Source organism: Bartonella sp. AP20NXHL (assembly GCF_042196165.1).
Lineage (GTDB): Bacteria > Pseudomonadota > Alphaproteobacteria > Rhizobiales > Rhizobiaceae > Bartonella.
The window spans coordinates 85,690-107,834 of sequence record NZ_JBHIPV010000004.1; the positions used below are offsets into that span (position 1 = coordinate 85,690).

18 protein-coding genes and 2 pseudogenes are annotated in these 22,145 nt (G+C 38.1%); 9 read left to right on the top strand and 11 right to left on the bottom strand.

What is annotated here, in order from left to right:
• Positions 1-58: 58 nt before the first annotated feature.
• Complete coding sequence (locus ACFILL_RS03540) at positions 59-1,090, top strand: class I fructose-bisphosphate aldolase (protein ID WP_273790486.1); 1,032 nt, start codon at positions 59-61, stop codon at positions 1,088-1,090.
• 756 nt (positions 1,091-1,846) lie between these two features.
• Positions 1,847-2,188, top strand: coding sequence for a hypothetical protein (locus ACFILL_RS03545; protein WP_375630921.1), 342 nt, complete (start codon positions 1,847-1,849; stop codon positions 2,186-2,188).
• 1,958 nt (positions 2,189-4,146) lie between these two features.
• Here the strand turns inward: ACFILL_RS03545 and ACFILL_RS03550 are convergent.
• A complete protein-coding gene (locus tag ACFILL_RS03550; RefSeq protein WP_375643253.1) occupies positions 4,147-5,937 on the bottom strand; it encodes an ABC transporter transmembrane domain-containing protein in 1,791 nt (596 codons plus the stop codon).
• 186 nt (positions 5,938-6,123) lie between these two features.
• Between ACFILL_RS03550 and rpmE the strand changes: the two genes are divergently transcribed.
• From rpmE to ACFILL_RS03570, 3 genes and pseudogenes are all read left to right on the top strand, one after another.
• Positions 6,124-6,345, top strand: a complete 222-nt coding sequence (gene rpmE / locus ACFILL_RS03555; RefSeq protein WP_005774581.1) for a 50S ribosomal protein L31 — start codon at positions 6,124-6,126, stop codon at positions 6,343-6,345.
• 690 nt (positions 6,346-7,035) lie between these two features.
• Positions 7,036-7,232: pseudogene (locus tag ACFILL_RS03565) on the top strand (ABC transporter); the annotation flags it as partial.
• A gap of 905 nt (positions 7,233-8,137) precedes the next feature.
• On the top strand, positions 8,138-9,403 hold the full coding sequence (locus ACFILL_RS03570) for a hypothetical protein (protein ID WP_375643254.1): 1,266 nt from the start codon (positions 8,138-8,140) through the stop codon (positions 9,401-9,403).
• A gap of 500 nt (positions 9,404-9,903) precedes the next feature.
• Here the strand turns inward: ACFILL_RS03570 and ACFILL_RS03575 are convergent.
• The 8 genes and pseudogenes from ACFILL_RS03575 to ACFILL_RS03610 all read right to left on the bottom strand — a co-directional run.
• Positions 9,904-10,592, bottom strand: a pseudogene (locus tag ACFILL_RS03575) (inositol monophosphatase family protein); the annotation flags it as partial.
• A gap of 6 nt (positions 10,593-10,598) precedes the next feature.
• On the bottom strand, positions 10,599-11,390 hold the full coding sequence (locus ACFILL_RS03580) for an inositol monophosphatase family protein (RefSeq protein ID WP_273790481.1): 792 nt from the start codon (positions 11,388-11,390) through the stop codon (positions 10,599-10,601).
• A gap of 11 nt (positions 11,391-11,401) precedes the next feature.
• On the bottom strand, positions 11,402-11,977 hold the full coding sequence (gene efp, locus ACFILL_RS03585; RefSeq protein WP_015856958.1) for an elongation factor P: 576 nt from the start codon (positions 11,975-11,977) through the stop codon (positions 11,402-11,404).
• A 478-nt stretch (positions 11,978-12,455) separates the two neighbouring features.
• The gene (locus ACFILL_RS03590; protein WP_375643317.1) at positions 12,456-12,791 is read right to left on the bottom strand and encodes a helix-turn-helix domain-containing protein; all 336 of its coding nucleotides are present in this window, start codon (positions 12,789-12,791) and stop codon (positions 12,456-12,458) included.
• Between the two features lie 352 nt (positions 12,792-13,143).
• Complete coding sequence (locus tag ACFILL_RS03595; protein ID WP_375643256.1) at positions 13,144-13,542, bottom strand: hypothetical protein; 399 nt, start codon at positions 13,540-13,542, stop codon at positions 13,144-13,146.
• A gap of 632 nt (positions 13,543-14,174) precedes the next feature.
• Complete coding sequence (locus ACFILL_RS03600) at positions 14,175-14,543, bottom strand: helix-turn-helix domain-containing protein (RefSeq protein ID WP_273790479.1); 369 nt, start codon at positions 14,541-14,543, stop codon at positions 14,175-14,177.
• Positions 14,544-15,150: 607 nt separating this feature from the next.
• On the bottom strand, positions 15,151-16,194 hold the full coding sequence (locus ACFILL_RS03605; protein ID WP_375643257.1) for a tetratricopeptide repeat protein: 1,044 nt from the start codon (positions 16,192-16,194) through the stop codon (positions 15,151-15,153).
• A gap of 364 nt (positions 16,195-16,558) precedes the next feature.
• Positions 16,559-16,924 (bottom strand): helix-turn-helix domain-containing protein, encoded by a 366-nt coding sequence (locus ACFILL_RS03610; protein ID WP_375643258.1) that lies wholly within the window; start codon positions 16,922-16,924, stop codon positions 16,559-16,561.
• Between the two features lie 497 nt (positions 16,925-17,421).
• On the opposite strand from ACFILL_RS03610, the gene ACFILL_RS03615 reads away from it, so the two are divergent.
• Both ACFILL_RS03615 and ACFILL_RS03620 read left to right on the top strand, forming a co-directional pair.
• A complete protein-coding gene (locus ACFILL_RS03615; protein ID WP_375613201.1) occupies positions 17,422-17,610 on the top strand; it encodes an antitoxin in 189 nt (62 codons plus the stop codon).
• 58 nt (positions 17,611-17,668) lie between these two features.
• Entirely contained in the window at positions 17,669-17,899 is a 231-nt protein-coding gene (locus tag ACFILL_RS03620) for a type II toxin-antitoxin system RelE/ParE family toxin (protein ID WP_375643318.1), read from the top strand.
• A gap of 267 nt (positions 17,900-18,166) precedes the next feature.
• Here the strand turns inward: ACFILL_RS03620 and ACFILL_RS03625 are convergent, their stop codons facing one another.
• Positions 18,167-18,937, bottom strand: a complete 771-nt coding sequence (locus tag ACFILL_RS03625; protein WP_375643260.1) for a TIR domain-containing protein — start codon at positions 18,935-18,937, stop codon at positions 18,167-18,169.
• A gap of 311 nt (positions 18,938-19,248) precedes the next feature.
• On the bottom strand, positions 19,249-19,911 hold the full coding sequence (locus tag ACFILL_RS03630; protein ID WP_273790472.1) for a thiamine phosphate synthase: 663 nt from the start codon (positions 19,909-19,911) through the stop codon (positions 19,249-19,251).
• A gap of 365 nt (positions 19,912-20,276) precedes the next feature.
• Between ACFILL_RS03630 and ACFILL_RS03635 the strand changes: the two genes are divergently transcribed.
• Together ACFILL_RS03635 and ACFILL_RS03640 are read left to right on the top strand one after the other, a co-directional pair.
• Positions 20,277-21,419, top strand: coding sequence for an OpgC family protein (locus tag ACFILL_RS03635; protein WP_375643261.1), 1,143 nt, complete (start codon positions 20,277-20,279; stop codon positions 21,417-21,419).
• A gap of 179 nt (positions 21,420-21,598) precedes the next feature.
• On the top strand, positions 21,599-22,117 hold the full coding sequence (locus tag ACFILL_RS03640; protein WP_273790470.1) for a DUF1465 family protein: 519 nt from the start codon (positions 21,599-21,601) through the stop codon (positions 22,115-22,117).
• Positions 22,118-22,145 lie beyond the last annotated feature (28 nt).

Sequence of the window (22,145 nt, forward strand, 5' to 3'; positions counted from 1 at the left end):
GTTTTTTGATAGTGTTGCGCATTTTTAGAAATTAAGACAAAATAAAGAGGAATTTTTTATGAATGAACGGCTTGAAGATATTGCACTTGCTTTGGTGCATGCAGGTAAAGGTATTTTGGCGGCAGATGAAAGTACGGCGACCATTGGAAAGCGTTTTGAAAGCATTGGTGTTGAATCCAATGAAGATAAGCGCCGTGCTTATCGTGAAATGCTTTTTAGTACAAAAGAAGCGATGGAAAACGCCATCTCTGGGGTTATTTTATTTGATGAAACCATTCGGCAAAAAGCATCAACTGGGAAAATGTTGACGGATCTTATTCGGGATTCAGGCGCTTTGCCAGGGATTAAAGTTGATACCGGTGCAAAACCCTTGGCTGCTTTTCCCCAAGAAACAATTACCGAAGGGTTGGATGGTCTTCGTGAGCGGCTAAAAAATTATTATGCTTTGGGAGCACGTTTTGCTAAATGGCGTGCGGTAATTGCTATTGATGAACACACTTTGCCAACAAGAGGCGCCATAAGACAAAATGCACAAGCTCTTGCACGCTATGCTGCCTTATGTCAGGAGTTCAATATTGTGCCCATTGTTGAGCCGGAAGTGTTGATGGATGGATCATCGTGTGGGCATTCAATTACACGCTGCTTTGAGGTGACACGCACTGTTTTGCAGGCTGTCTTTAAAGAATTGTTTGAAGCTCGTGTTCTTTTGGAGGGGATGATTTTAAAGCCCAATATGGTGATTGATGGAAAGGATGCTCGCAAGGCTTCTGTTGAAGAAGTTGCTGAAAAGACTGTCCAAGTGCTTAAACAAACGGTTCCTGCTGCTGTTCCAGGAATTGCTTTTCTTTCTGGAGGGCAGTCTGATCAGGAAGCAACGGCGCATTTATCTGCCATGAATTCTTTGGGCGTATTGCCTTGGAAATTGACCTTTTCCTATGGACGAGCACTGCAAGCAGCTGCCTTAAAAGCATGGGCGGGAAAAGATGAAAATATTGCTGTTGCACAGAAGGCATTTCGTCATCGGGCTCGGATGAACCATCTTGCGGCCTTGGGACAATGGACAAAAGAACAAGAAAAAGCGTGCGATTGAAGCACAAGCCCTGTTTTTAAATGCGGAGAGATTTTGCATGTTTCTGCGTGATTTTTTGTGCCCTCATCATGATAAAAATGGCGGGGGCATTTTAGGCTTGAAAGCTTTCTCAGAGAGTTTTTTCCTTGGACCTTTTAAAAGTCTTTAATGGGTGCTATCGAGAGATAAGATTGCGGGAGAGGTGCAATTTCGAGAAGGGGAGATAATGCTAGGAAATTTGTGAATGCACAGCACTTTAGTATGGTGTCGTTCATGGGTGGGCACTTGCTTTTTGAGTGAAAATCAGAAAGCTCATACTGTATTGAAGAGTTTGATATTGTGATATTTTTTCTTTTTCATGTTATCATTACTTGTCATCAGCAGAATTTATTTGATTGCAGTTTTAAAGGTGGATTAAGCGGGTAGATTAGAGAGTTTTGATGTATGAGTGGATTGGAATACAGCTTATGAAGCTTTTCTGCGTCAGGATAGCTTCCTCTTCAATGGGGGTAGTTTTTCTATTGGCGAACGAATTGAATAACTCTTGCGAAAGAAAATAGATTTGTACCTCAATAAAACACCTATTTTTTCGTTAAAATGGATAAATTTTTCTTGTATTTTTTGATGATATAATTAAAGATAACTAACTTCATAGCATCTTGGCTTAAAACGGGGGGAGTTGTGGACGGTATATCTTCTAAAAATAACAGCATATCTTCTAAGAATACAAGCATCAAAAGAAAAAATCGATACGCAGAACAGAGCTTTTCTGCAATTATGATGCGAAAATTGTGCAATATGGTGCGTGGGGTATTCGAAGGGATCTTTACAGTATTTACTTTCATAATTTTTATTATCTTGCTCAGCATACGTGGACCGGTTCATACCGCATTAAAAGTTTTTGGGTCGGTGAGTGGAATAGGGTGCTTTTTCTTTTTTGTCGGATACTACTTAGAACGCCGTGACGCAACAGCAGATGAAGCCGGTATATCGTTCGCATTACTCATGGCAATTGCTGAAGGCGTTTCTTCTATTTGCTGCCTGTCTGCTGCGTGGGGTTACGACGCTCTCTTATTCCGTTTAGCACCTCCTGGGTATGTTCTTATTCTCCCTGAATAAATAGGGTGCAATTCGTTTGCATACAAATCAAAATGAGAGGCTGTCTGCCTCTCAAATTCTTAATAATCGCTCTCCAAAATAATGACATCAGACCCGCGTTCAATGAAGGGGCTAACAAGCTTTGGGTCCTTAAGCCTCAAGGCAACCCTTTACAAGTTGCGCCTAACGGCATCCTTGACCTTAAGACAGAAAAACGGCTTATTTTGTTTTTCTCATGCGGTTTTGAAATCATGATATAAGGGGCAAGCTTCTCATCGTGCCTAAATGGTAACTTATCGTGTGTTAAATGGAAAAATGAGAAAAAGCATCTTTATGCAATATAATCCAATTATGATTTTTTGATTTGAAGATAAAGGGTTTAAAGTTCTACAAGACTGATACAATAAAAGGGGGAAAATCGCCTATTCTTAGAAACTAAGGCGTATTTTAGGTGCTCTTGATATAGCTATCTCACCAAATGGTTTTGAAGACTTATCCTTTTAGCTCTATTTATTAAAAGGTCATTTTGAGGGGGCTTGGCTAATGAATGTAAAGGAAAATTAGCACGTAATATTTCGCTTTGCTGGTATAGATGCTGAATGAAGTTAATTATCTAGAGGATCACTGAAGAGGGAGCGCTAAAAAATGATGAAAATCCTCCGTACTTCGGTGAATTCGTGGTTGAAGATATAATCGTAGAACTTGGCTTATCTGTTCCTGAAACAGCTGAATGGTTTGAAATGGTTAGGGTGTCAGTTCTGCATATGCTTGACTCGCTATACAAAAAAATTACGATTTCGTGCAAGCTTTAAAACATAAATACCCTAAAGATATATCCTCTTTGTACATGTTCTTATCATCGTTAAAATGCCTTCTTAAAGCACGACAGGGGGTGGCTATAAAGTTGAGAGCTGTAAATATAAATGATGGCGTTGGTGGTGGTGTGAGAAGATGGTGTTCAATCGAAGTACTCTATCCTTATTTTTATGGGCTATGCCTGAAAGAGAGAGCTGGAGAGACGATTTGTGAGCAAAGAGAAAGTGTTTTGAGGTTGCGTGTCTGCAAGAGCAGAACAGTAGTCGTGGTGATATTTAAAAACAATAAATTTGATAAAATTTTACAATTTTGCCAAAAGCCAGTTTATTATAAAAGCTGTTGCTTATACGCGCTCATACAAAAGTTATAAGAAGCCCAAAAGTGCTAAAAAAGTCTTTGCTCTTTTTCAATAAGACGGATCTGCAAACAATATTCAAAAAGTGTTCGTGTTTTTGAAAGAGCATAAAAGGATACTCTTGCAATAGAGAGAAGCGTATTTGTGAGTTACAATTTGTCATGATTTTCGGTAAACACTATTGTTTAGAGCGGTGAGAGAGGGCATGAAAAAATTTTAATATTCAGTTTTTTAAAGAGTGTGGTCAGTCTTTAGGATAGAGCTTGTGTCCCTAGAGCCTATCAAGTGAGCCCGCATAAAGGCTTCAAGAAAGCGAGCACCTATTATACTTTTTGCCAGCGCCCCAATATTTTGACAGCCCTTAGAACGTAAAGGGGCAAGGGAGGTATTTTACCTCTTTCTTGTACTGTTTTACTCCACACGCCAACTCTGCTTGTGATGTGCAAGCCAAGAGATTTTGTTTGACTCACTATGAGGGTTTGACATGAGAAAATCCTATGGTATTCATGATCTTTCATGAAAAAAAATGAATTATCCTTATAAATCAACGTGACAGTGCTATTATGAAGAGAACTCCTTGCACATCTTAATAGCCCATAGAGATTAACTTGGTATCATTTTACATTCTGTACACAGAAGTGTCTTTATAAAATGCTCCATCTTGCGCAGAAAAAAGAACAGCCCGTTAAAAAAGAAAAACATCTCAATGCTTGCTTTTCTTTTTTCCATGAGAGATTTAAATTGATAAGCCTGTCTGAAAAGAGTGCTGTTTATGCCCTTAAAGATACTGCTCTTGTATCAAGATCACTTACTCAGGCGAAAATTGGAGTTTTGCGAGGTAAGCATAAACGCCATTTTTTGCCACAAGTTCGGCATGGGTTCCTTCTTCCACAAGGGCGCCTTTATCCATCACAAGAATACGATCTGCTTTTAAAATTGTTGCCAAACGATGCGCAATGACCAATGTTGTTCGATTTTGCATCAATCCTTCTAAAGCGTCTTGCACCAACTTTTCACTGTTTGCATCTAAAGCAGATGTTGCTTCATCAAGCAGCAACAGGGGTGCATTTCTTAAAATTGCCCGTGCAATACCAATGCGTTGTTTTTGCCCCCCAGAAAGCATGGTACCACGTTCTCCTACTTGCGTATCCAAGCCATCTGGTAAAGCTTGAATAAATTCAAGTGCATTAGCCGCTTTAGCGGCAGCAAGGATTTCCTCTTCATGGGTAGTTTCAGTTCCAAAAATAATATTATCACGCAATGTTCCATCAAAAATGGCGACATCTTGTGGAACATAGGAAATTGCACTGCGTAAATCTTGTAAAGAAAGGCGATTAATTTCCATGCCATCCAACCGAATTGTTCCATTTGTCGGATCATAAAAACGAAGGATCAAAGAAAAAATGCTGCTTTTTCCTGCTCCGGAAGCCCCAACAAAAGCAACCGTTTCGCCTGCTTTTACAGAAAATAAAAGCGAGCGTAAAACCTTCTCTTGTGGTCTAGAAGGATAGGTAAAATCAACCTGATCAAAAACAAGTTCACCTCGAATAGGTTGCTCCAATGATAAAGGATTTTTAGGTGCTACAATAGTAGGTTGCTCTTGTAACAATTCGGCAAGCCGTTCAGCAGCGCCTGCTGCTTGGATTAATTCTGCTCCCAGTTCCGATAATTGCGCAAAAGTAGAAGCTCCAAAAACCGCATAAAGGACAAATTGCCCTAATGTTCCTCCTGTCATCGTTCCATTCAAAACATCGCGCGATCCAATCCATAAAACAGCAACCACACTGCTAAAAACCAAAAAAATTGCAAACCCCGTAAAAAAGGAGCGCAAGATTACAGAAGCACGTGCTGTTTGAAAAGCACGTTCTATCAATTGTGAAAAACGTATTGTAACGAGTTTTTCAGCGGTAAAAGCTTGCACAGTGCGAATAGCGCTTACCTGCTCTGTAGCAACAGCATTGGCATCTGCGAGACGATCTTGCGCCGCGCGGGTACGAGAGCGAACTTTACGTCCAAAGACTACCAAGGGAATGGCCACAACAGGAATAGCCGCTAAAACCAACAAAGACAATTTAGCATTGGTGATCACCATCATCACGACGGCTCCGATCACGATAATCAGCTGACGCAAAGCGGTAGAGGCGGTAGAGCCCACAGCTAATTTTATTTGTGTGGTATCTGTTAGAAGCCTTGAAACAATCTCTCCTGAATGTGACCGATCAAAAAAAGCAGGAGAAAGTTTCATAATATGGACAAACACATCACGCCGTAAATCGGCAACAATCCGTTCTCCCAAGGTGATAACACAGTAATAACGGGCTGCTGAAGCAAATGCGAGAAACAAGGCTAAGATAAACAAAATTCCAAAGTAAAAATTGATATGTCCATGGCTTGAAGTAGAAAACCCATGATCAAACATTTGGCGGATAGCCACAGGCAAAGCTAATGTGACAAGAGCAGCAACAGATAACGCTAGAAAAGCAAAGATAAACAACCAACGATAGCGCAAAAGATAAGGAACAAAAATTGCAAGCGAAGAGAATGAAGATTTCTTAGGGGAAGGCTTTGTCGATTTTTCTGAACGAGAACGTAATGTCATAAAATTTTGCTCACTGTATTGGATTTGTAACACTTGATACAATGATGTATCTTGAACACTTGTTTTTTGATGCGTGCTCAGTTATAGGAATAAATACTTTAATCAATGTATCAAAAAGACAAAGGAAGTGCACTTAAAAAAACAAGCAAGTGCTATTTCATTCTATAAACGCAAAAGGTTTGACGCATGAAAGCGAATATTCACCCCAACTATCACAAAATTACCGTTGTTATGACGGATGGAACCCAATATACGACGCGCTCTACTTGGGGAAAAGAAGGCGATACTCTTAATCTAGATATTGATCCAAGAACGCATCCGGCATGGACAGGTGGCTCCCAAACGCTCGTAGATCGTGGTGGTCGTCTTTCTAAATTCAAAAATCGTTTTGGTAATATTGGCATGTAAAAGCCTCCTTTTTATGGGGTACAAGGGTTTTAAACAAAACGATTGCAAACGATGAGTTTTTGATCCTATCAAAGAGTGCACTTTAAATATTAATTCAAAAACGCATCCGACATAAACAGATGGGTCTATAAATCATTGTGGTTGCGTTTTTTAAATTCAAAAATCATTTTGAAATACACGCAAAAATCCTTTCTTCCCTAGAGTATAAAGACTTGAAATAAAATAATTGCAAACTTTTCTTCTTTTTTGGAACTGAACATACCCATGGAGAGGAAATTTTTGCCGCTTCTAAAGCTGCCAATGTATTTGAATTTATTCAAGCTTTACCAAACGTCTTTGATACGCAAGTAGAAGAACGTGGTACTATGCTTTCTGGGGGCAAAAACAACGCATCGGTATTGCACGGGCGATTTTAAGAAATGCACCCCTCTTGTTGTAAGCCGGCACCATCATTGTATTTGCCAACTCGTGGATGTTGCTACAGCCCTTGGCACTTGAGATAATTTATTATAGGCATTTTAAGTCCTTTCTTAATAGTTTTTTTATTCACGCGGGCTCTCTCCGCTTGGTACGTGCAAAAGACATGGTTTTGATTGGTTCACCATGGAACAGGTTTGAAATGAGAGAATCTTACGGTATTCGGGATTCTCATTCAACATACAAAACAATGAATTATTATTATAAATCAAACTTTTACTGCTTGATGAAGCAACATTTTCTTTAGATGCAAACAGTGAAAAGTTAGTGCAAGATGCCTTAGAAGGATTGATGCAAATCATACAACCTTGGTCATTGCACATCGTTTGGCAACAGTTTTAAAAGCAGATCGTATTCTCGTGATGGATAAAGGCGCTTTTGTGGAAGAAGGAACACACAACTCATTATAAAAAAATAATGTTTATGCGCATTTGGCTAAACTGCAATTCTCATCTGAGTAAGTGATCTTGATACAAGAGCAGTATTTTTAAGGGCATAAACAGTACTCTTTTCAGACAGGCTTATCAATTTGAAACTCTCATGGAAAAAAGAAAGGCAAGCATTGAGATGTTTTTCTTTTTTAATAGGCTGTTCTTTTTTTTTGCCTGAGATGAAGTATTTTTATAAAGACACTTCTGTGTACAGAATATAAAACGATATCCAGTTAAATCGCTATGGACTATTAAGATGAGCGAGGAGTTCTCTTTATAACAGCACTGTCACGTTGATTTATAATGATAACTCATTGTTTTTCATGAGAGATCTTACATGGAATTTCTCGTTTCAAATTTGATTATGTTGCATTAGTCAAAACCATGTCTCTTGCATATACCAAGCAGAGAGAGCTCGCGTGAAGTAAAAATACTTAAAGAAAGAATAAGTCTTCTTCATGAAGCGTCTCAAGTTTTAGGGGCTGTAGTAATATTGAGGGGATTAGGAAAGTGTATGATGATGTCGCTTTACTAAAAAAGAGCCGATAAATGAGTAGAAAGACGCTTTTTATCAATTTTATAAAACAAGGTGAGCACGCAGCCATGTTTTGCTGTGTTAGGCTTTTGAGTACTTTGAACCAATATTGTGGGAGTGCATTTTAAGAATTATAAAGCTCTTCTTAAAAGTGCATAAATCATTAGAGCAGTACAATTAAATACAAATTGTTTTATTTTACCAATAAAAATATCTATATTTTGTTTATTTTTTTCATAAAAATAGAATATATAGCAAATCCTGAATCAATTATATACATATTGATACAATATCGAGGGATCGATAAAAGAGCTGCGTTAAATACTGGTGAGAATAAAAGAAAGCAAGAATGAGTGATCACGATACTTTCATAGTTATAGTAGGAATAGTTATAATAGGGAGCATAATCTATAGTCTTTGGTTAGCAAATTATCAGAAAAAGCAATTAAGTGAACAACTTGAGAAATATGAGAAATTATGGCAGCTAAAAGATCGAGAGTGCGCGATATACCAAGATATTATTGCACAATGGGAACAAAGGCTTGTTAAAAAAACTCAAAAAATATCGCCAAAATGGATTAAACAATGGGATGAAGAAGTAAAGGAATGGGAAAGGAGTATATTAGAGATAAAAAAAATTGGATACATTTCTGAATCTTATGAATCTAAAAAACAGCAGCATCCAATGGTACAAGATATTTGTGCTCAAGGATATGTAGATATATTTTTTCTCTATGAAAAGGCGCTGGAAGTAGAATTTACTGCTGAGCACATCGAAAGAATAAATGAATTAATGATGCGTCCAATTTTTAAAGAAACTTATCCTAAAGTTGTGCGATTCATGAGACAGAATGGTGTCACATTACGAAAGTTTGTGGACCCTTTGACGAAAAAAAAGCGCTATAAGCCTACAATGCTGTTGTTTCATTGGTGGTTATATATGATTGATGATATGATTACAGCTGAATACGAACAGCAACAAAAAGATAAAGCTTCAGGGCTCTATCGTGACTTAGCATCTCTGGAAATTTACTTTGAAGACATACCTAAATATACTGAATATGAAACGCTAAAAAAACTGGGAGGATTTGGGAGTATGCCTGGTGACAGTAGTGTACTATGCATTTGTAAAAGAGAGCTTCTATCCTTATTGTATGATGTTTCCAGTGATTATAAGGCGGCAAGAGAAACTTTCATTTACTATAAGATGCTTATTGATACGGTGAAAGAAGGATATATTGCCTTTGATAAAAGTTGTTGTTACTCTACGGTTGAAAGGGCAATGGAGGTTTGTAAAGAGAGAGATAAAGAAGAGAAAAAAGACCTAGTCCTTGATGAAAAGATACCAACATTTGAAGAAGCTTACAAATTAGGCGTTAAAGAGTGGATGAAATCATCAAATGAGAAATGCGATAACCGGTTGATTTTTTGGGAGAAGCTTACCACACAAACAAAATTACAAGTTATCTTTGGGGATGAGAAGGTAAAGGTGCTGGAAGAGGCTATTGATAAAAATAAAGAACAGTTTGAGAATGAAATACAGGCAGCGGTTCTCGCAAATAACTATTTGAAGTGCAATAAATCTTATGCCTATTTGATACATACTTTAGAATAATGCTGAAAAGAAGGAGAAGCTGATAACAATTGTATGAATCGGTGAATTTACTGAAACCTCTGTTATCACACGCGGTGGTGAAACATATTGATAAGCAGTGAGAGTAATGTAGAGCAGCTCTTACCAAAAAGGAGAGAGTGGGCTCTTCTAGAGTCAATATTTTTGCGTGCAGTGTAAGAATGATCTCTCAAGAGAAGTAGGAGAGGCTTTTGCCTCAGGTTCGATAATTGCTTTTTGGGGCGTTTTGTTATGATGGGATTTGTTTTTATTGCCTTTTGCAGCTTGTTTGCAGGGGAATTTGAATAACAGAAACGTCAATAAGGTAAGCTATTGGGGATTGCTTTTGTGGGGGGTATAGCAAGTACATTTTTTGTTCGTGGTGATGTTTTTTGTCACTATCTAATCAGTTATTTCCTATCGTTTTCTGTAAAGAAAATAAAAAACTCTTTCTTCACATGGTTTGTTTAAGGTTCTAAGGGTTTTGTAAAAAACTGTAAGAGTTAAATACCTTTTTTGAGGGTTTTTTCTAATTTTAGGCGAATGTGTTTATTGCAAGCAATGATGTGTTTTTGCGAAATATATCGCTGCCGCCTTCTTTATCAGTGACAAAACCACCGGTTTTGCGAAGCATCAGTATGCTGGTAGTTTTATCAAAAATTTGCAGGTTATCTCCCCAAAAACCATCGGTTTTTTCTGCGGCGACATAAGCTAAATTCGAGAGCAGCAGCACCAAAACGGCGAAGTTTGGCAACTTCCATCATTATATTGCGTAATTCAATAAGATAGGTTCCATGATTTGGACGACCAAAATGAGGCATTTCCCGTGGCAATGACACAATCTTCTAGTCTACGCCGTGCAGAAACGCGACAGTGTCGGTCATTGAAAAAAGCACCACATCCGCGTTCTGCGGTGAAGAGTTCATCATTCACGGGATTGTAAATGACACCAGCAACGATTTTTCCTTGGCTTTCTAAGGCAATGGAAACAGCAAAAAAGGGAATGCCATGGAGAAAATTTGTGGTGCCATCTCAAAGGGTCAACAATAAAACGGTGTTGTGAATCTTCGCCAATGATTTCTTCTGACTCTTCCATCAGAAAACCAAATTTGAGGCGCGCTTTGCTTAATTCATTAAAAATAATTTTTTCCGCTTTGCGATCTGCTTGGCTGACGTAATCTGCTAGATCTTTTTAGGTTTAAATGCCTTTTTTGAGGGTTTTTTCTAATTTTAGGCGAATGTGTTCATTGCCGGCAATGATATTTTTTTTGCGGAATATATCGCTACCGCCTTCTTTATCGGTGACAAAACCACCTGCTTCACGAACCATCAGTATTCCAGCAGCCATATCCCAAATTTGCAGGTTATCTTCCCAAAAGCCATCGGTTCTTCCAGCAGCAACATAAGCTAAATCAAGCGCAGCAGCACCAAAACGGCGAAGTCCGGCAACCTCTGCCATCACATTACGTAATTCAATAAGATAGGCTCCATGATTTGGGCGACCAAAATGAGGCATGCCTGTGGCAATGACACAATCTTCTAGTCTGCGCCGTGCAGAAACGCGACAGCGTCGGTCATTGAAAAAAGCACCACACCCGCGTTCTGCGGTGAAGAGTTCATCATTCACGGGATTGTAAATGACACCACCAACGATTTTCCCTTGGCTTTCTAAGGCAATGGAAACAGCAAAAAAAGGAATGCCATGGAGAAAATTTGTGGTGCCATCTAAAGGGTCAACAATAAAACGGTGTTGTGAATCTTCTCCAATGATTTCTTCTGACTCTTCCATCAGAAAACCAAATTTGGGGCGCGCTTTGCTTAATTCATTGAAAATAATTTTTTCCGCTTTGCGATCTGCTTGGCTGACATAATCTGCTGGTCCTTTCAAAGACACTTGCAAATTTTGCACTTCACCGTAATCACGTACCAACGAGCGTCCTGCTTTCATTGCAGCTTGCACCATGACATTCATGACTGCAGAATGGGCCATTTTTTATTCCTTTATTTATCTTTTTCATTTGCACGACGCAAATAAATCAACTCATTGGTGTCTACAATGATACGTTCACCAGCATTCATAAAGGGGGGAACAAGAATACGAATCCCGTTTTCAAGAATGGCGGGTTTATAAGAGGAGGTAACCGTTTGTCCTTTGATGGCAGGATCGGCTTCCGCAATCGTGACAGCAACTTGATCAGGAAGTGAGATGCCAATAGGCTTTTCTTGATAAAGTTCAACTGTGACAGTCATCCCATCTTGGAGAAACGCAGCACGTTCGCCAACAAAATCCTTTTGAAGTTCAAGTTGTTCATAAGATTCTGAATCCATAAAGACCAAAGCATCCCCTTGTTGATAAAGAAATGTGAAATCCTTTTGTTCAAGGCGCACGCGTTCAACGGTCTCAGCAGCGCGAAATCGTTCATTAAGTTTTGTACCATCAATCAAATTTTTCATTTCAACTTGGTTAAATGCACCACCTTTTCCTGGTTTTACAGCGTTGCATTTAACAGCAACCCATAAACTTCCTTGATGTTCGATCACATTACCAGGGCGAATTTCATTGCCATTAATTTTCATCGTTTCTATCCAATTCTATTCTTGCAAAAAGAACTCTCTTGTTGTCTTTATGGCGCTTTTCTTTGCTGCCTTTAACAGTCAAGCTCTTTTGTTATTTTCGGGCTAAAATCCCTTTGATTAACCTTGCGGCTCTCTCATGGTCCTGTGTGCTCTTTATGGGCTTTCTCCTGCTTTTTGCAAAGAGAAAAGCTTAAGTAAAAAAGGACCTTTATGTATTTTTGCTTTTCAGTTCTTTGCAAGACCATAAAAAGCGCTCAGACGCAAGCTTTTTAAAAATTTGCACAAAAATTTTTTAGAATTTTTGGGGAAATTTATCCCGTTGTGTCGTAAAATATCATCATTGATGGCAATGATATAATTGATGGTAATGATATAAGTTCCCTAAACCCATGAGGTGTTTTTAATTAAGAATATGTGAATACGGAGTTTATTATGAGTGTCTCATGGGATAGAGCGTGGTGTGTGTTATCGTATGATGTTAGCTTTCATTTTGATCAGAGAGTAATTGTAAAATGGCTCTTTGTTTTATCGAGGTTAGGACTCTAAATTTTTTTAAAAGCAGGTATTTTTCTGTACTTGATGCGATTTCATCATGAGAGTACGGGGGCTGTTGTTTTGTTAAGATATCAGCATAGAAAAAGGAAAGTAGAACATTTGAGATATCGGCCATTTCTTTTAAACGCCCTGCGCTGACACGATTTAATCCGTTTTCATATTTCTGGATTTGTTGGAAAGTGACACCTAAAGCGTGTCCTAAAGTTGTTTGAGACATTTTTAGCATTTTTCGTCTCAAACGAATTTTTTGCCAATGAATTTGCCACTGAAAATGTCGTTATAAGGATTTTACCAAGACCCTAGAAAATGCTACACGGGATATAGAAAACTCTTCAGCTGCTTCAATCACAGATAGTCCAAGTTTTGCATTTACATCTTCGCGTAACAATTCACTAGGGTGTGGGGCATTTTCATTATTTTTAGTATTCTTCTTTTCTTAAATCTTAAAGCTATAATTTACACTATTTTGTATTGTCACAATCTATAATAAAATTTATCCACTCTGGCTAAAAATGAGGTTTTTTATTGAGGTGCAAATCTCTTTGCCTTTCGCAAGAGCTTTTAAGTCTTTACGTGTAAAATATAGAGAATGTTTACATTAAATAGCGGGTTCATTTGGGCTGAGTACTTATATGAGCACGTGGTTCTCCGTTCACACTATACTGAAGAAGAGACACTATAGTGCTACTATTTAATCTTATTCTATAACTCAAATTCACACCCATGTTTTGCTGCTTTTGAGGTTGATCTGTATAGATCACATTATATCCATTCCGTCGCAACAGATTGATAAATAAAGGAGTAAAGCTGTCTGCTGTATTATTTTTCTTTATAAGAAGTGTGGTTGTAGCTGGTGGTAGAGATCTCTTGATATCGCTAATAAATTTGTTAGCAACTAATTGTGCCTGACGCTTTGTAAGACTTTGATCAACATAATTTGATGAATAATTGCCTACAGATGCGCAACCAGCCACCAACACAACCGGTGACAGCAATAAATATTTTAACATCTTTAATTCCCCTTACTTATTGTTGCTCTTTATTTGCAAAGCTCCTCTTCCAGAAATAAGAGCAACTTTACGCATAGCACATTAACAACATATCGGTATCTAATCAATCAGTTAATTAATCAATGAATAATGGTTTCAGCTGTAAAGGCTGTTTGAAGTGCTTCTGGTGGCGTATATTTTAATAAACAGCTGCTTTTAGTGATTATGATAAAAAAGCAATTTTTTGCGTTTGCATGTTAAGATCATGTCCTCCATCTCTATTATAAAATGATGTGTTAAGTGTTATTCCAGATTGATCAAAAAAATTTTCAAGCATTGCTTTTTGAGGGATGTCTTTTTTTAAATACGTATGAATGCTTATCCTGTTTGCTGTAAAATACTATCGTTTGAGGTGTGGTGCTATAAGGTATCAAATTTTGCACATGTGATGTTTTTATGAGAGTGTGTGGTGAATATTTGAGGGGGAGCTTGTCCGGATAATTTTGTGAAATGAACCACATAAAATGGGAAGCTAAAAGAGTTCTGTTCTGAGAAGACGGATTGTTTCCCAACCGGATAGGGAAGGGGCTTCTGTCCTTTGAGGGGTGGGAGGCAAGTTAAGAACAGAGAGTGTAGTGCTCTATGTCATGATGTTAAAAGCTTTCATTTTGATCAGAGAGTAATTGTAAAATGGCTCTTTGTTTTATCGAGGTTAGAACTCTAAATCTTTTGAGCAGCAGGTATTCTTCTGTACTTGATGCGATTTCATCATGAGGGTATGGGGGCTGTTGTTTTGCTGAGGTGTCCGCATAGAAAAAGACAAGTGGAACATTTAAGATATCGGCAATTTCTTTTAAACGCCCTGCGCTGACACGATTTAAGCCGTTTTCATATTTCTGGATTTGTTGGAAAGTAACACCTAAATGTTGACCTAATGTTTTTTGAGACATTTTTAGCATTTTTCGTCTCAAACGAATTTTTTTGCCAATGAAAATGTCATTATCAAGATTTTTGGCTCGCATTTTAAAGCCCCCTCCGAGTGCGAGCGCCCTCGCGTTGGTATTCCGGGAGCTTGAAAATACTGAATCCGAATCAGCCTTTTTGCTTTTAGTGCTTAAAGCACCTGGACATAGCAAAAACTCCCGGAATCCCGGGATACCCAAAAAGCGGGTTTATTTTCGCGTTCGGATTATAGGGTTTTCAAGGCCCTATTGGTCGTTGCGTATGCGACCAAAACACTTTTCAATTCATAAAGTAATTTCAGTAAATTTACAATAAAAAATAGTTTTTTACTGAGAGTCGGCATGTTTTTCGTCCAAGAAAAAAGAATGAAAAAATAGAGCTTTCGGAATTTTCGGGATAGCCTAGCTCTTTTGCTTATTGGATATTGTTTGCTTAAGCAAATGATACCAGTGCGTTTTCTTTACCAATGAAAATGTCGTTATCAAGATTTTTGGCTCGCATTTTAAAGCCCCCTCCGAGTGCGAGCGTCCTCGCGTTGGTATTCCGGGAGCTTGAAAATACTGAACTCAAATCAGCCTTTTTGCTTTTAGTGCTTAAAGCACCTGGACAGAGCAAAATCTCCCGGAATTTCTATAAATTTTATCTTTTTGATGCAGAGAGGAGTATTTAAAAAACAGGAAGGAGCTTTATTGCTTCTTTGTGCGCTTTTTCTAGTTGTGCCTTATCCATGCCTTGGAGCATTATTTCAAGATCAGGAGCTTGCATTTTTGCCTCCTTTGCGAGCATATACCATGCCGCTGCCATTATTATATCGCCTTTTGTTCCTGTGCCATCTCGATAAAGCCTTGCAAGGGAAATCTGTGCTGGTGCTACCATGTTGATCGCATTTCTTTGAAGTAAATGAAAAGCACGCTGAAAATCTGTTTCTCCTCCACGCCCCTGTACAAGCCATTGTGCTAAATGAAGTTGAGCTTTTAAGTGGTTGTTTTGAGCCGCTACCTCCATGAGCTTGCGGGCATTGCGATCATCTTTTGGTCGCTTTAACGTGCCTAAGGAAAGAATTTTTGCAGCAGAAAAAGCAGCATCAGCATCCCCAAGAGCAGCACCTTTTAAGTACCATTTTAAGGCTTGCTCTATTGCTTCATTTTCACGACTTTGGGAAGAAACACCAGGGAGAGCTTGTTTTTCCTGTGAGGCTTTATAAAGAAGCAGTTGTCCATAATAAAAATAGGCTTCCTTGACGCCTGCTTTGACAGCTTTTTGAATGAATTTCGCACCAAGTCCTTGATTTTGTTTTATAAAGTTACCATCAAACAACATAAGTCCATAGCGTAGTTGTGCTTGGGGTTCCCCCTGTTTTGCAGCGCGTTCAAACCATAAAGCAGCACGCGCACCGTCAATAGGAACAGCACATCCTTCCATATAAATTCGGGCAAGAAGAGTTTGTGCAAAAGGATCATTTTTTTCAGCACGTCGGAGTGCTTCACGAAAAGCTTTTAAATAATAACCTTGGATGTAATAGTCATAGGCTTGGTCATAGTCTCCAGCTTTTAAGGGCTGAAAGGGTTCTTGAGTGTTTGAAGCTTCTTGAATCGTATTGAAAGAGCTTTCAGAATTTGAGATTTCTTCAGTGTTTCCCGCTGAAATTACAGCAGAACTTGCAAGCCCAATCACGCCTAAGATAAGCAGCTTCACGCTTCTCTTGATCATGGTGTTTTCTCCTCATTACCGATCAGAATTTTCACATTTTTTTTTCATCATTACAAGCCGTATAAGAATCTCATTTCTATATTACTTTTTATCTCTCAGTTTTTCGTCTTGGTTCAAGGTAGGGTTGGGTAAGTTAAAAAAGTAGCATAAATGTCGACGAGAGACAGACTGTTTAAAACAGTTCTGTTAAAAATAATACAGTCCTGTTAAAAATAATAATGATGAGGGGTTATCGTATGTAAAGATGCTTATCTTCTATTATATCAATGGCTTATCCCCCTAAAATGAAAAAATGCTTACAATGGAGGTTGCTTTTTAAAATACGTATGAATGCTTATGAATAGCGCACGCTATCCGTGTGATGTTAGCTTGCATTCTCATCAGAGATCAGCTGTAAAAAGGCTTTCTTTTTTACCGTTGTTAGAACTCTAAATCTTTTGAGCAGCAGGTATTCCTCTGTGTTTGATGCGATTTCATCATGATGATATGGGGGCTGTTGTTTTGTAATGATATCGGCATAAAAAAAGGCAATGGGAACATTCAAAATATCAGAAATTTCCATTAAACGCCCTGCGCTGACACGATTTAAGCCTTTTTCATATTTTTGAATTTGTTGGAAAGTGACACCTAAAGCGTGTCCTAAAGTTGTTTGAGACATTTTTAGCATTTTTCGTCTCAAACGAATTTTTTTGCCAATAAAAAGATCAATATTAAGATTTTGAGATTGCATTTTTCCCCGCCGGTTGCGAGCGCCCTCGCATGAGTATTCCGGGAGCTTGAAAGTACTGAAATCTAATCAGCTTTTTTTGCTTTTAGTGCTTAAAGCACCTGGACATAGCAAAAACTCCCGGAATTCCGGGATACCCACAAAGTGGGGTAAATTCATGTTTAGATTTTCGGGCTTTCAAGACCCTCTTGGTCGTTGCGTATGCGACCAAAACATCTTTTAATTCATAAAGTAATTTTAGAAAATTTACAATAAAAATAGTTTTTTACTTACAAAATTTGTTTTTTTATGAGAGGCTATCCGCTTCTTAAATCTCTCTGGAATGATTGTCAAAATCATGACATTAGCCCCCGTGTTTTTTGAGAGGGTTAAAAAGCCTTAAGTTTTAAGATCAAAAGAACTTTGGACGCTTAAAAGTTAAACATTTTCAATTCGCTAATATTGACAACATAGACAAGAGTAATTATCTCCAATATTCAGGAATAGAAAGGACATATATTATGAAGCCCACCCTTTCTCCGCTAATTTCAGAGTTCGAAACCGTTGAACAGGAAAGCAGCTACACTGCATGGCTGCGCGATAAGGTAGCGAGCAGTCTTGCAAATCCATATCCTCCTATTCCGCATGATGAGGTTATGGCTGAAATGGAAGTTATAATCAGTCAGCTTGAAGCTGAACAGGACAAGTGATGCTTCCGGTTGTTTGGTTGTCTTCGGCGCGTGACGATTTGCGTCAGATGTTACCTATATTGCTCGCGAAAATCCATCTGCTGCGCGCCGCCGAATGAAAAGGTTTTTGGAAGCATCCGTACTGCCATTGGCTGAACATCCATATTTATACAGACAGAGTGAGAAGGTATTAGGATTACGAGAAATTGTAGCACATCCAAATTACCTTATATTGTATCGAGTAGCTGCAAATCAAATCGAAATTGTAGCTGTAGTACATGCCCGACGTGAATTTCCTATTTTTCTTTAATCTAATCAGAGGCTGCCTCTTAAACCTTTCTGGAACAATTACCAAAATCATGACAACAGCCTCCGCGTTTATCAAAGAGACTAAAATGATCTTCTACGGTAGTGAATTCACGCGCGGTCTCTTCATTAAAATTTGCACAATCGCTTGCTGTTTGAATAAGAGTGGGGGGTGATCGTTTCTCTGTGCTATAGGATGTGTGTCTGTGGAATGTGGTGGAGTGCCTTGTGGTTTTGGGCGTGCGCTTTAAAAAATAAACATAAGCATTATTCAAATTGAATTTAATGCATGAGTAACTTTCTTTTCATCTAATTTCTTTGCATCTAAATTGAAGCCGGCTTCACATAGTCGATGAGAAAGATCTTTAAGTGTTTCTTTTACGTGTTCTTTAAAAGGAAGGTATATAATTCCATTAATATCTGAAGGGAGTTCAAGGTCTTGTTTTTTTAGAATAGCGACATTTTTGCGAGAAAGCGCAGACATTAACATGCCCATTTCGAAAATAACGTTTTGTCGTGCACGGGGTTGTGCTGTTTTTTTGCCGGCAGATTTGGCATAGCCTATATCATCGGGAGTAAGCAGCACAATACCAAATTTTATGAAATCGCTACAGATTCCTTTTTCTAAAGCTTCAATGATGGTTAAGCCATTCCCGCCAGTATTTTGTAAAATGTATGGTTCAAGATTAAAATCATTAAGAATAGATGTAAGTTGCTTTAGGGCAGTACGGTCATGACCATGAACGATAAAAATTTTTTTAGGAGAAGATTCTAAGGTATTGGAAGCAGTCTTTGGAGAAGGATTCGTTGATGTTTCTTGTATGTGTTTAACCAAAGCTTTTTCTAGATTTGTCACAGCGGATTCTTTGCCTTGAACGTTGATTGTTCCTGTACTTTCATACCAATTAATAACACCTCCTTCGGAGGTTTTGATCTGATATCCTTTAGAAGAATTAAGTGATAGAGACTTAGTTTCTATGATTTTATATCCAGCTGTTTTAACTATATCTTTAAGGTCTTCGAAGGTGCCGCTATATTTCACTGTTTATATTCTTTCAATATCGCTGGTTATTAATATAAAATGTTGATTTATTTTTATAACTATTTGAATTTAAATAGCTTTATGATTTCATTTTCTTATACAATGCACAAAAAGAGACGGTCACCTTCCATTCAATTGATTGAAACGTGGGAAAACTTGACTAAATGATGGGAAATTTTACTGCGTGATGAAGCGATCTGATTGAATTGTGAATGAACGAAACGAATTTTTCTCCTATTTGTATATGCCGTTATGTGCTCTATATAAGAAACACGAAAGTTAACGCTTTATTTATAAATTCTCCTCCTATATTACAAGGGGGTGTTCTCACATTTTTCTTGCATTGTTTTAAGCAGTATTAAGGGGTTGTCGTTCCCCAAAATGACTTCTTCTACAGCAATGAATTCACATCCAGTCTTTAAGACTTCATCAAAGGTTGAAAAATCGCTTCCTGCTTGGATAATGGCGGGGGTTTGCATAATTTCTGCCCACCATGTTGCTAACTGGAGATTGCGGGGGTGCGCTTGGGGTTTTTTATCAGCCCCGAGTTTTCCAAAGAACAGGTAATCAACACCTGTTTCCGCTGCAAGCATAGCACTATGGCGATTGCGTAAATTGCCAAAGCCTATGATTTTTTGTTCCTTTTGCTGATTTTTGAAGCTTTCAAGAGCGTTAAGATCATCTTCTATGTGCAATCCATCAGCCTTTATGCGCCCAGCAATGCGGCTGTCATCAGCGATGAGAAGGGCTGCGTCATGATGTTGAATATCTTCTGCGTAAGTTTGCGCTTGTTGTTGTAAAAAAGAGCCATCATCTTTCAACTTTTCAGAATCATAGAGGATGACGCATGCAAAAGACTTTGTTTGCAAAATTTGCTGCAAAAATGTGTGTGGGGTGTTGCGCCGAACATCAAGTGTTAAAATCAACTGAGGGAAAAGAGGTGGATCAATTGGTTTATTTTTTTGTTCTGTCATGTCAAATCCCTGTTTCTTAGAAAAAATAACGCTTAAAAATTAAAGTTTCATTCTATTATGCTTATTTGTGATAAAAGTGACCACCATTTTCACGTAATTTAAAGGATTTGTGGGTGTGTGGGAGCCTGCTTATGAGAAATGAAAGTGTTTTAAAGCATAATATGTTGCCTTTTTGTTGTGATACACGTATGGACGCTTTTCGTTCTTTTGCCTTTAAAAAACTTTTGCCTTTTAAAAAATAAACGCTTAAAATGAAACTTGACACTTAAAAATTAAAATTTCATCCTGTTCATGCTTGTTGGCAATAAGGGTAAGCACCATTTTTATGGGACTTCAAGGGGGGTGTGACGTGTGGGAGTCCACTGATGAAATACCAAGGTATTCTTGAGCATAATACTCAACCTTTTCGCCGTGATACACGTATTGATGTTTTTCGTTCTTTAGCCTTATTGACGATTTTCATCAACCATATTCCCAGAACGATCTATGAGTCTTTTACTCATAGAAATTTCGGTTTTTCTGATTGTGCAGAAGTGTTTGTTTTGCTTTCAGGGATTGCTCTTGGGTTAAGCTTTCATGGACGGTTACAGCAAAAATCCTTTGCTTTTATTATCCGAAAACTTTGGTACAGAGCTCTGCAGCTCTATGGTGCATATCTTTTTACTACTTTTGTCACGTTAAGTCTTTTTTTTGCTGCCTTTTTATTATGGAAAACAGAAAAACTTTTATCGATGAACAATGTGGGACTCTTTTTTAAAGAGCCTGGTATCGCATTTTTGAGTACCTTAAGCTTTGGGCATCAATTGGGATATAATAATATTCTTCCTCTTTATATCGTTTTGATGTTTTTTGCGCCTTTTATCCTTTATTTGAGTTGTAAACAAACAAAGTGGCTGCTTTTGGGCTCCTTTACACTGTATCTTATCTGCGGATTTTATAAAATTGCTCCTCCTTCTTATCCTTTAAAGGGAAAGTGGTTTTTAAATCCTTTGTCTTGGCAATTCTTATTTGTCATAGGATTGACCAGTACTTTAGCGCTTAAACAAGGAAAAAAAATCGCTTTTCAGTCTTTTTGGATTGTTTGTGCGGCAGCGTATCTCTTGTTGGCGCTGTTATGGGTTCGCTTAAACTGGTGGGGCATTTTGGGGTGGCTTGGCTGGTCTTCCCCATTGTTGAACTTTAATAAAACCTTTTTAAGCTTGCCACGTTTACTCCATGTTCTTGCATTAGCCTTTCTCATTCTTTCTTTGCCGCGCATCAATAAATGGTTTTATGTCTCTCAGAAACATCCTTTAGCAATTTTAGGCAAACATAGTTTACCGGTCTTTGTAACGGGAACCATTTTTGCGATGTTTGGACAAATTATAAAAACAGTGATGACAGAAACGTTTTTTTCCGATACCCTCTTAATAATAACGGGTATTGCTTTGCAATTTGGAGTCGCTTATTATTGTGAAAAACGGCAATCTTGGCAGTGGTCATTTTCAAGGAAAATGATCCGTTTATAAAAAACATTCCTATAGTGTTTGTTGGGCACGTTAACCTTAGTATAAAAAGTGCGTTGCGCAAAAAAATTAAAAGAGGTAGCAGTTTTAAAAAAAGCGTTCTATACAGCAACAAAAGAAACTTTTTAATACTCTGTTCGTTGAGTGGTATAATTTTGTGCTGATACTTGGAGTATAAAAGCGTGAGTGTACATAAACGTCCATATGATGAACCTATTATCATGATTGAGCATAATGCTTTTGAAAATGCTTTTAATCGTCTCTATGAAGAAACAATGGCGCTGATTGAAGAAACCGCAGCGTATATTGACTCAGAAGGGAAATTAGTAGCACGCTCTCTTTCGGCAGAGGTTTCTGCAGTTTATGCGAAAGAGGCTATGTATTTAAGTACACGACTTATGCAAATTGCTTCTCAACTCCTTCTTCTTCGCGCAGAGCGTGAAGGGGAAATGTCATCAGAACAAATAAAAAAAGAAATTGTAAAAGTGTCACTTCATACACCGACATTGGAACTTGAAACCCCGCATTGGCATGAATTGCCAGAAATTTTTCGCCAATTTGTTTCTCATTCATTGCGTTTAGAAGCGCGGATAACCTATATGCGTGCTGGGTGGGAAACTGCGGCCTCCTGTGCTCTAGAAGATGATAATCCAGTGGGAAAACAAATCGAATTGCTCAAAACAGCCTTTGGGCGTTCTTAGAGGTACTCCCTTGCTTTGTGCGAAGGGG

Coding starts and splice junctions, on each gene's coding strand:
- rpmE (WP_005774581.1), top strand. CDS start 6,124: ATGAAAGCGAATATTCACCCCAACTATCACAAAATTACCGTTGTTATG.
- ACFILL_RS03545 (WP_375630921.1), top strand. CDS start 1,847: ATGATGCGAAAATTGTGCAATATGGTGCGTGGGGTATTCGAAGGGATC.
- ACFILL_RS03635 (WP_375643261.1), top strand. CDS start 20,277: ATGAAATACCAAGGTATTCTTGAGCATAATACTCAACCTTTTCGCCGT.
- ACFILL_RS03605 (WP_375643257.1), bottom strand. CDS start 16,194: ATGATCAAGAGAAGCGTGAAGCTGCTTATCTTAGGCGTGATTGGGCTT.
- ACFILL_RS03580 (WP_273790481.1), bottom strand. CDS start 11,390: ATGGCCCATTCTGCAGTCATGAATGTCATGGTGCAAGCTGCAATGAAA.
- ACFILL_RS03570 (WP_375643254.1), top strand. CDS start 8,138: ATGAGTGATCACGATACTTTCATAGTTATAGTAGGAATAGTTATAATA.
- ACFILL_RS03600 (WP_273790479.1), bottom strand. CDS start 14,543: ATGCGAGCCAAAAATCTTGATAATGACATTTTCATTGGCAAAAAAATT.
- efp (WP_015856958.1), bottom strand. CDS start 11,977: ATGAAAATTAATGGCAATGAAATTCGCCCTGGTAATGTGATCGAACAT.
- ACFILL_RS03630 (WP_273790472.1), bottom strand. CDS start 19,911: ATGACAGAACAAAAAAATAAACCAATTGATCCACCTCTTTTCCCTCAG.
- ACFILL_RS03595 (WP_375643256.1), bottom strand. CDS start 13,542: ATGTTAAAATATTTATTGCTGTCACCGGTTGTGTTGGTGGCTGGTTGC.
- ACFILL_RS03615 (WP_375613201.1), top strand. CDS start 17,422: ATGAAGCCCACCCTTTCTCCGCTAATTTCAGAGTTCGAAACCGTTGAA.
- ACFILL_RS03610 (WP_375643258.1), bottom strand. CDS start 16,924: ATGCAATCTCAAAATCTTAATATTGATCTTTTTATTGGCAAAAAAATT.
- ACFILL_RS03550 (WP_375643253.1), bottom strand. CDS start 5,937: ATGACATTACGTTCTCGTTCAGAAAAATCGACAAAGCCTTCCCCTAAG.
- ACFILL_RS03540 (WP_273790486.1), top strand. CDS start 59: ATGAATGAACGGCTTGAAGATATTGCACTTGCTTTGGTGCATGCAGGT.